Annotated in this window: 10 protein-coding genes; 2 read left to right on the top strand and 8 right to left on the bottom strand. The window is 70.7% G+C overall.

The genetic code is table 11. The annotated features are described in order from the left end of the window. Positions 1-141: 141 nt before the first annotated feature. From HMPREF0591_RS09405 to HMPREF0591_RS09430, 6 genes are all read right to left on the bottom strand, one after another. On the bottom strand, positions 142-1,362 hold the full coding sequence (locus HMPREF0591_RS09405; protein WP_007168262.1) for a glycosyltransferase: 1,221 nt from the start codon (positions 1,360-1,362) through the stop codon (positions 142-144). Between the two features lie 16 nt (positions 1,363-1,378). After that, positions 1,379-2,347 carry a glycosyltransferase gene (locus HMPREF0591_RS09410; protein ID WP_007168263.1) on the bottom strand — a complete coding sequence of 323 codons (969 nt, stop codon included), beginning with the start codon at positions 2,345-2,347 and terminating at the stop codon, positions 1,379-1,381. Between the two features lie 254 nt (positions 2,348-2,601). Next, positions 2,602-3,657 carry a DNA topoisomerase IB gene (locus HMPREF0591_RS09415; protein WP_007168264.1) on the bottom strand — a complete coding sequence of 352 codons (1,056 nt, stop codon included), beginning with the start codon at positions 3,655-3,657 and terminating at the stop codon, positions 2,602-2,604. A gap of 119 nt (positions 3,658-3,776) precedes the next feature. Beyond that, positions 3,777-4,175 (bottom strand): heme-binding protein, encoded by a 399-nt coding sequence (locus HMPREF0591_RS09420; protein ID WP_007168265.1) that lies wholly within the window; start codon positions 4,173-4,175, stop codon positions 3,777-3,779. A gap of 259 nt (positions 4,176-4,434) precedes the next feature. Beyond that, the gene (locus HMPREF0591_RS09425; RefSeq protein ID WP_007168267.1) at positions 4,435-4,842 is read right to left on the bottom strand and encodes an STAS domain-containing protein; all 408 of its coding nucleotides are present in this window, start codon (positions 4,840-4,842) and stop codon (positions 4,435-4,437) included. Between the two features lie 253 nt (positions 4,843-5,095). Beyond that, on the bottom strand, positions 5,096-5,935 hold the full coding sequence (locus HMPREF0591_RS09430) for an SDR family oxidoreductase (RefSeq protein WP_050790024.1): 840 nt from the start codon (positions 5,933-5,935) through the stop codon (positions 5,096-5,098). Between the two features lie 170 nt (positions 5,936-6,105). Here HMPREF0591_RS09430 and mbp1 point away from each other — a divergent pair, with 170 nt between their 5' ends. Continuing rightward, positions 6,106-6,342: a microaggregate-binding protein 1 gene (gene mbp1 / locus HMPREF0591_RS09435; RefSeq protein ID WP_007168269.1), complete on the top strand. Its 237-nt coding sequence runs from the start codon at positions 6,106-6,108 to the stop codon at positions 6,340-6,342. Between the two features lie 131 nt (positions 6,343-6,473). Then, complete coding sequence (locus HMPREF0591_RS09440; protein WP_007168270.1) at positions 6,474-6,830, top strand: DUF3349 domain-containing protein; 357 nt, start codon at positions 6,474-6,476, stop codon at positions 6,828-6,830. Positions 6,831-6,848: 18 nt separating this feature from the next. Here HMPREF0591_RS09440 and HMPREF0591_RS09445 read toward each other — a convergent pair whose 3' ends face one another. Both HMPREF0591_RS09445 and HMPREF0591_RS33050 read right to left on the bottom strand, forming a co-directional pair. Further along, positions 6,849-7,613 (bottom strand): endonuclease/exonuclease/phosphatase family protein, encoded by a 765-nt coding sequence (locus tag HMPREF0591_RS09445; RefSeq protein ID WP_007168271.1) that lies wholly within the window; start codon positions 7,611-7,613, stop codon positions 6,849-6,851. A 45-nt stretch (positions 7,614-7,658) separates the two neighbouring features. Next, positions 7,659-8,083, bottom strand: a 425-nt coding sequence (locus tag HMPREF0591_RS33050) for an SAM-dependent methyltransferase (protein WP_040621495.1), incomplete at its 5' end; no start/stop codon positions are given.

The raw sequence follows: 8,083 nt of genomic DNA on the forward strand, positions 1-8,083 counted from the left end.
TCCGCGGCCCGTGACACCGCACACGCGAAGGCGTTGCTGGAGGCGCTGGCCGTGCTGCCGGCCGCGCTGCGCCAACGGCGGCGGCTGCCGGACGACGTGGAGCGGTCGCTGCAAATCCTGGAAAGCGCCTGAGCCACAACATCACCCGGAACGCTTGCTCTGGGCGCTCACTTCACGCCGGACCGGTGCGAGCTTCTCGTAGATGCGCTCGGTGTCGGCCGCCACCCGGTCCCAGGTGTAACGGGCGCGGGCCCGTTCGCGCCCGGCCGCGCCCATGGCGCTTCGCCGATCGCGGTCGGCGAGCAGCGAGGCGATGGCGTCACCCAGCCTGGCCGGGTCCTTGGGCGGTACCAGGCGGCCGGTGACGTCGTCGACGACCGTGTCGCGGATTCCGCCCACCGCGGTGGCCACCACCGGTACCCCGCAAGCCATCGCCTCCAGCGGCACGATGCCGAACGGCTCGTACCAGGGGGTGCAGGCCACCACGTCGGCGGAGCGCAGCAGCGCGGGCATCTCGCCGCGGGTCACCGCGCCGAGCAGCCGCACCCGGTCGGCCACGCCGAGCTCGGCCGCCAGCCGTTGCAGCTGCCGGGCTTGCGGGTCATCGGCGAAATCCGCTTGCGCCGGGCCGCCCACGATCACCAGCTCGGCGCCGCGGATCCGTGGCAGGGCGCAGATCAGCGTCTCAAAACCTTTGCGCGGCACCAGCCGCCCGACCGACACGATGCGCGGCCGTTCGCCGCGCGGCGCCACCGGACCGTCCGGGCTGAACGCGTCGACGTCCACACCGCACGGCACGACGGAGGTCCGCGACCGGGCGCGTCCCATGCGGACCAGCTCGAAGACCTCGTCGGTGCTGGTGGCCGCCACCCAGTCGGCGTCGCGGGCGACCCTGGCCTCCACGCCGACGCGGCAATCCGGGCTGGTGTCGTCGAGCCCCTGGTGCAATCGCTTGATGAGGCCCAGGGCGTGGAACGTCTGCACGCTCGGAATGCGGTGGGGCCGGGCCGCGCGCAGGGTGGCGACCCCGGACATCCAAAAGTGACCGTGCGCCACGTCGGGGGCATCGGCGACCCAGCGCGCGTCCAGGAATCGTGCGAATGCGTACATGTATTGCAGCAGCTCGTCTTTGGGCAGCACGCGGGCCGGCCCCGCCGGAACATGCACGACGCGGTAGCCGTGGTCGGTCTCGACGCATTCCGGCAGCCGCGCGTCGTCGCGGCGGGTGTACACCACCACGTCGTGGCCGCGGCGGGCCAGCGCGGACGACAGCTCGGCGACGTGGACGTTCTGGCCGCCCGCATCCACGCCGCCCAGGTGCGCCAGTGGGCTGGCGTGTTCGGAGATCATCGCGATCCTCATGCGTGCTCCCTTCGGGTCATCTGCACTGCTCCTCGATCACTCGGTCCCAGTCGGCGAGAAAGCGGCCGAGTCCGAAGCGGGCGGAAGCGAATTCGCGTGCCGCCTTGCCGGCGGCCGCGGCGGCGGCCTGGTCGTTCATGTATTCGCGCAGGCCAGCGCCCAATGCGGCGGGGTCGGCGCTGACAACGCCCGCCTCGCCGGGCACGACCAGCGGCGCCATCGTGGTGCCGACGGCGACGACCGGCATGCCGAGATACATTGCCTCGATCAACGAGAGGCCCAGCGACGTCCAGCGGGCGGTGTGCAGGTACACCCGCCTGCGGGCGATCTGGTCCCAGAGCTCCGGTGCCGCCACGTCCCCGCGGCCCGTCACGCCGCCCCGGTTGGCAGATAGCGATCCGGTGCCGATGCCCCACACGTCGATCTGCGCGTATGCCGACAACGGTTCCAGCAGGTCGGCACCGACGATGCGGTTTCGCCGCAGCGGCTCGTTGATCATGGTGGCCGCCCGGGGGATGTCGCCGGTGTAGCGGGGTCCCGGGTCGGCGACGCCGTGGTCGATCACCCGGGTCGGGGCGCGGCCGTTGTCCCACATCAGCCGGTTGAAATCGGTGACGTGGACCAGCGGGACGTCGGTCCGGTCGGCCACCACGTGCCGGCTCCGCGCGGGGCTCGGGCGCGGAGCGTTGTGCTCGACGTAGACGGCCGGCAGCTCGGTACCCGCCCGGCGACGCGCCCAACGCGCGACGAGCCCGGCCTCGTGCGGGCGTTGCAGCACAACGAGATCGATGTCTTCGCGCCGCAGGTCCTCGAGGGCTACCTCGCGCGCGTTCGGCCAGGACCGTCCGGCCAGCCCGACGCCACCCTCCCCGCGGTCGGCGGCCACCGGGATCACATACCGGTGCCGTCCCGCGACGAAAGCCTGCGTCCACGATCCATGGACGTGCCACACCAGCACGTTCTTTGCTCGCCCGGGATCAGCCATGGCGAGCCAAATACCCTATAGGTACTTCGTTAAACGGTTCCTTTCGAGAAGCCACACTTCGCCGCGCGGCTCCCCGACACGCCTGACGGTGTGGCACATTGGCGCTCAGCGGGTTTCACACCGGTCTGACTACACCGCGCGTGGGGGCCTGGGCGCCGAGGGTGTCCGACAAGCGAAGTGTCAAGGACTGCCGGCGAAGATCCGGGAGCGAGAAGCGGTTTGCCAACGCGTCTTTCGTCGGTGCCGGCCCGGGTTCACGCGCTCTTGGCCAGCGCGGACGATCCGGAAGAACTGTGGCCCTTGGCCACCCGCCGGATCAGCATCCGGGTCGCCTTGTCGAGGATCTCCTGAGCCGCGTCGGGATCCCGGGCGCGTTCGGCGCGGCGCGTCGCGGCGGCGATCGTCAGCCCCTGCTCATACCCGGTCACCACGCGGGGGTCGACGTAGGAGCCGCGGGCCACCGCGGGGGTGTTGCCCAGCTCTTCGGCGACCTCCTTCATGACGGCCGACTCCACGCGTTTGGCCACCCGCCGGGACACCGCCGGGTCCGCGTCGGCGAAGGCGGTGGCCGCCAGGACCGTCCCGTGCCAGGTGCGCAGGTCCTTGACCGTGAACTCGTCGCCGACGAGCTCTTTGAACCGCGCGTTGAGATCGTCGGATCGCACGTCCATCCAGCCTGATGCGGTGCGGCACACCAGGAGTCGCTCGGTGCGGTTGGGGCGGCGCATCAGCGCGCGGACCGCGCGGACCACTTCCGGATCCTCGATCTCCACGGTGCGCCGCACCCCGCTCTTGGCGGGGAAGTCGAATTCGACCGCGCGCCGGCGGACCACCACGTGTTCGCACAGCAGGGTCGCCAGTCCGTACGACTCGTGCTCCTCGGCGTACTGCTCGCCGCCGGCGCGAAAGTAACCGCGGTCCAGCAGGCGCAGCGCCAGCGCCAGCACGCGTTTCCGCGTCAAGCCGCTGCGCGCCAGGTCTTTCGCGATGACGGTGCGCCAGTGGGGCAATTGGGTGGACAGTTCCAGGACGCGGTCGAACTTCTCCTCGGCGCGTTCCTGCTGCCACGCGGCGTGGTACAGGTACTGGCGGCGGCCGGCGGCGTCGACGCCGACGGCCTGGACGTGCCCGTTGGCATGCGGCGAGATCCAGACGTTCTTCCAGGCCGGCGGGATGACCAGATCCTTGATGCGCTGCAACGTTTGGGGGTCCGACACCCGGTCGCCGTCGGGCCCGTAGTACGCGAAACCCTTGCCGCGGCGCTTACGCGCGATGCCCGGCTTGCTGAGAACGCTGCGCCGCAGCCGCATCTTTCCCTCCAGTCACGTTCGCTGACCGGACAATTACCCGCCGCGAGGACCGTTCACACGTGAAAAGAAGCGGCCCGCCACGGCGTCGTGGCGGGCCGCCTTCTCTGTCGCAGCGCGAATCAGCCGGCCATGAACTCCTGGTAGGCCGACTCCAGGGTCGGCGGCAGCGCCTGGACGTTGCACTGCCGTTCGGTGTCGCCGATCGGAGCCAGGATGCCGCGCAGGTCGTAGTACTCCTGCGGATGGGCCGTGAAGTAGCTCCGCAGGTTCGCCGCGGCCTCGGGGCGCGGCTGGCCGTAGGCGGCCGTGACCACCTGGTTGGCGCCCGGGTGCGCCGACAGGTACTGCTCGGCCGAGCCCTGCACGGACGAGACGGTGGCATTCACGCCGCCGGGGCTGCAGTCGGGCGCTGCGGCCGCCGTCGGCGCGCCGACGACACCCATGGTGATCCCCCCGAGCAGGCAGCCGGCGCTGATGCCGGCCAGGCGCCGGCGCGCGACAATACTGCTGATTTTCATGATTCAGTGTGTCCTTCGAAATGAGATGTGTTCTTCAACAGAGGCTCCCGATCCTCGAAAACCAAAGTAGCGGAAGCGGAAAGTGGCGGTGTTCGCTCATGACGAACGCGGGACCGCCAACCCGCCATTCTGGCCACGGAACGGTGTCGTTCACTAAGCGAATGGTCAAATCCGGTCGGCGACGCTGAGAATCCTTACGGAAAACAGGGTGGTTCTTAACGAATCGCCAGCAAGATCGTGACGCAATCGTGACGTGGATTCAGCGCCGCTGCTTGGAACCCTGGATGAGCTGGAGCGCCTCGGAGACCGAGTCGACCAGGGGCAAGCCGAGGCCGGTCACCAGGCGGGTGAGCCGGCGCAGCGCGACACCGCCGACGACGCTGCAGTGCAACCGGACGAGCTGGCACTCCTCCTGGACGAGCAGCAGCGCTCGAAGGCCCGCGCTGCCGAGGTACTCCACCCGCCTGAGGTCGAGGATCAGCGGGGCCCGCAACCGCACGAAGCGGCGGATGGCCTGGGCGACGAGGTCGGCGTTGGACGCGTCGAGCTCGCCCTGGATGCGCAGCACTGTCGCGAGGGCGTGCGCTTGCACGTCCAGTTGCGCACCGGCGCAATCGATTTGGTAGCAGTGGAGTCGCGGTTCGACTCGGTACGGTTGAGCAGTCATGTCGTCGCCCGTCGGGTGTCGTGGTGAGTGGTGAGCGACCGACGCCCACGGCCGCTCGCAAGAGGGCAGCTGTGGATTCAACCTGAGCTGACCATAGCCCTCCGCCGCCGCCGGCGGGCGGGAATGACTTCGCTCGTGCGGAGCGCCCGGTCAGGGGGGCGCCGCCACCAGCGGATTCGGCCCGGCGCAGGGCCCCCGCCACGGACAACTCTTCGTTTCCTGGCTCCGCGGCGCCCGCTCAGATGGCGCCCGCTCAGATCCGCGAGAAGTCCGGGCGGTGCACCGACGCGTCGGCGTCTTCGCTGCCGTCGCTCCCGTGGCCGTCGGTGGCCGCCGGCGGCAGCGACCGCAGCCACGTCTCGACGTCGGGGCCGACAATCACGGCCCGGTCGGGGGCCAGCAGTGCCCCCGCGGCCAGCCCGGTGACGGCGGGCTGCACCGTTCGCACCGGACGGAAGTCTCCTTGCCGGGCAAGCACTTTCGAGGCCAACTCGGGCAACCGGATGGCGTCGGGGCCGGTGATGGTGCGCGGCGAATGCGTCTGGCCCAGGGCCGTCTCCACCAGGACGTCGGCGACGGTGTCGGCCGCGATGGGCTGAATCAGCCAGTCCTCCACGATCACCTCGTCCCCGTCACAATTCACCGGCCCCGCGGGGCCGGTGGCGGATTCGTACCACGGGGTGGACTTCACGACCGTGGTCGGGACGGGGCCGTCGAGCAGGATCTCTTTCGCCGCCCGCTTGGCCTCGAAGAAGGGCAGGCCGTCGAACGCCGGGTCGTCGATGCCCGCAATCGTCGACACCACCAGGCGCTGGACCTCGCGCGCGGCGCACACGCCCATGAGGTTGCGCGAGGCGGTGGTGAAGGCCTGGGTGACGGTGGGCTGCCCGTCGTCCGGCACGGGGTTGGACACGTCGATCGCGACGTCGACCCCCTTGAACGCCCGGTACAGCCCCTCCCCGCTGAGCAGGTCGATCCCGTGTTCGCGGGAAACCTCGACCACCGCGACGTCGCGCGCCTTGAGCCTCGCGACGACGCGGGATCCCGCTGTGCCCGTCGCCCCGACGACGGCGATGGTGGTCAGATGCCTCACCCGCTTTCGTTGGTCGATCATTACTACCCAGCCGCCGGTCGTTCAAACGGTACGGGTTCGGCGAAAACCGTTGCCCGTGATCGCGCGCACAGCGCCGGGAGCGTTTGACGGCTCCGGCGGCGGGAACGCGGTAGAGGCGAGTTGCACGGAAACCAAAGGGAGGTCGACTCATGGGAGATGACAAGAGCGGGCCGCAGGAAGCGGTACAGGGCGCCGTCGAGGGCGTCAAGGGCAAGGTGAAAGAGGTCGGCGGGGCCGCGCTTGGCCGCGACGATCTGGTCGAGGAGGGCCAGGCCCAGCAGGACAAGGCCGACGCCCAGCGTGACGCGGGCAAGAAGGAGGCCGAGGCCGAGTCCGCGCGGGCCGGCGCGGAGGCCGCCGAAGACCGTGAGAAGGAAAACCAGTAGGTCGTTCGTTGAAGAGGGGTCCGGTCCCGTTCGGGACCGGACCCCTTTTCTGCCCCGCGGCGCCGGCGGGGTTTCAAAGGGGTTTCAAACCGCGACGCCCGGCTATTCCTGGCGAGAAGCGTGAGCGGTGGATGAGCGAGGTGGGTATGGGCCTGACCGATCGGGTCGCGAGCATTGTCGCGTTCCTGCGCGCGGGCTACGCGAGCGGCGCGCCCGCCGTCGGCTACGCGCCGCTGCTGGCGCTGTTGCCGCGACGGGTGTCCGACGAAGAGGTCACCACCATCGCCAGGAAGCTGCTGACGGCCAAGCGCCCCTCGATCACTAATCCCTCGATCACTAATCCCTCGATCACGGGTCCCTCGATCACCGATGTCGACGTCGGCGTGGAGATCACCCGGGTCACCGACCGCCTGCCCTCGTGGGACGAGATCGACCGTGTGCGCCGCCGGCTGAGCGGGATGGGTCGGGCGGGACACCGCCGCGCCTGAGCCGGCGAGCAGAACCAGTCACGCGTGTTCGAGGTCGACGACCAGGGGCCGATGGTCGGAGATCCCCATGGGCTCGGCCGCCACGGCGCCGCCGCGCAGGCGGCGGTCGTCGGTCAGGATGTGGTCGAGCTGGCGGTCGGGGGCGTCCGCCGGGAAAGTCACCGCGGACGCCAACGCGCGCATGCCCGACCAGCGCCGCACCGTCTTCGGTGTCATGTTGAGGTCGCCCGTCAGCAGCCGCGGGCCCGGAAAGCCGCGCAGGTCGTGGACCAGCCGGCGCAGCTGGCGCCGATTCCAGCCGGGCACGAAGGAGAGGTGCGTGTTGGCCACCGTCAGCCCGCCCATCGGGGTGCGCAGCTGCGCGATGACCGCCGCCCTCGGCTCTTCGTCGACGACCATCACCCGGTTGGGCCCGGGCAGGTACATCGGAAAGCGCATCGGAATGCGGGGCAGCCGCACCACCTGCCAGCTGGCCACCGGGTAGCGGGACAGCAGCGCGATGCCGTAGGCCGCGGTGCCGGGTTGTTCGCGACCGGTGGCGGCCATCCAGGTCGCCCCCGGGGTGCCGGAGATGGCGGCCACGAACCGGTGCTCCACGGCTCCCATGGCTTCGGCCGCCACCGCGGTGAGGTCGGCGCGCTCCGAGCGCGGCTGATCGCAGTCGACCTCCTGCAGGCTGAGCACGTCGGGATCGAGGCGGCGCACGCAGTCCCGCAGGCGCTGCAGTTCCACCCCGTCGCCGACGGTGCGGCCGTGCAGGATGTTGAAGGTCGCCACGCGCATGGGGTTTCTCGTACCCACTTTCAGGTCCGCGCAGTCCCGGCGACGTCAGGGCGCGCCGGGCACACCCTCGCGCGTCGCCACCGACCGCCCGTCGCCGGTGTCGAACACCTCGACGATGACGTCCGCGTCCTCGTAGCGTCCCAGCGATCGCAGCCCCGGCGTACCCGCGATGACCGCATGGGCCGCGTCGCCGGTGAGCGGGTAGTCGGCCACCTCGTGCCGCCAGTGCGCGGCAACGACGGTCGCGCCCGCTTGCAGCCGGGGGCATTCGCGACGCAGCACCGCCGCCAGCGCGTCGGCACGCAGGTAGTAGGCGACCTCGCTGAGCACCAGCAGATCGAACGGCCCGCCCGGCCACGGCGCGTCGAAGGACGACCGGGTCAGTGTGACCCGATCCCGGCAACCGGCCTCGCGCAACCGGGCGTCCGCGCCGCGCAGCGCGGCGCCCGCGATGTCGACCGCCGTCACCT

The sequence above is a fragment of the Mycobacterium parascrofulaceum ATCC BAA-614 genome (genome assembly GCF_000164135.1).
GTDB lineage: Bacteria > Actinomycetota > Actinomycetes > Mycobacteriales > Mycobacteriaceae > Mycobacterium > Mycobacterium parascrofulaceum.

Coding starts and splice junctions, on each gene's coding strand:
- HMPREF0591_RS09415 (WP_007168264.1), bottom strand. CDS start 3,657: ATGCGGCTGCGGCGCAGCGTTCTCAGCAAGCCGGGCATCGCGCGTAAG.
- HMPREF0591_RS09445 (WP_007168271.1), bottom strand. CDS start 7,613: ATGCGCGTGGCGACCTTCAACATCCTGCACGGCCGCACCGTCGGCGAC.
- HMPREF0591_RS09440 (WP_007168270.1), top strand. CDS start 6,474: ATGAGCGAGGTGGGTATGGGCCTGACCGATCGGGTCGCGAGCATTGTC.
- HMPREF0591_RS09410 (WP_007168263.1), bottom strand. CDS start 2,347: ATGGCTGATCCCGGGCGAGCAAAGAACGTGCTGGTGTGGCACGTCCAT.
- HMPREF0591_RS09405 (WP_007168262.1), bottom strand. CDS start 1,362: ATGAGGATCGCGATGATCTCCGAACACGCCAGCCCACTGGCGCACCTG.
- mbp1 (WP_007168269.1), top strand. CDS start 6,106: ATGGGAGATGACAAGAGCGGGCCGCAGGAAGCGGTACAGGGCGCCGTC.
- HMPREF0591_RS09420 (WP_007168265.1), bottom strand. CDS start 4,175: ATGAAAATCAGCAGTATTGTCGCGCGCCGGCGCCTGGCCGGCATCAGC.
- HMPREF0591_RS09425 (WP_007168267.1), bottom strand. CDS start 4,842: ATGACTGCTCAACCGTACCGAGTCGAACCGCGACTCCACTGCTACCAA.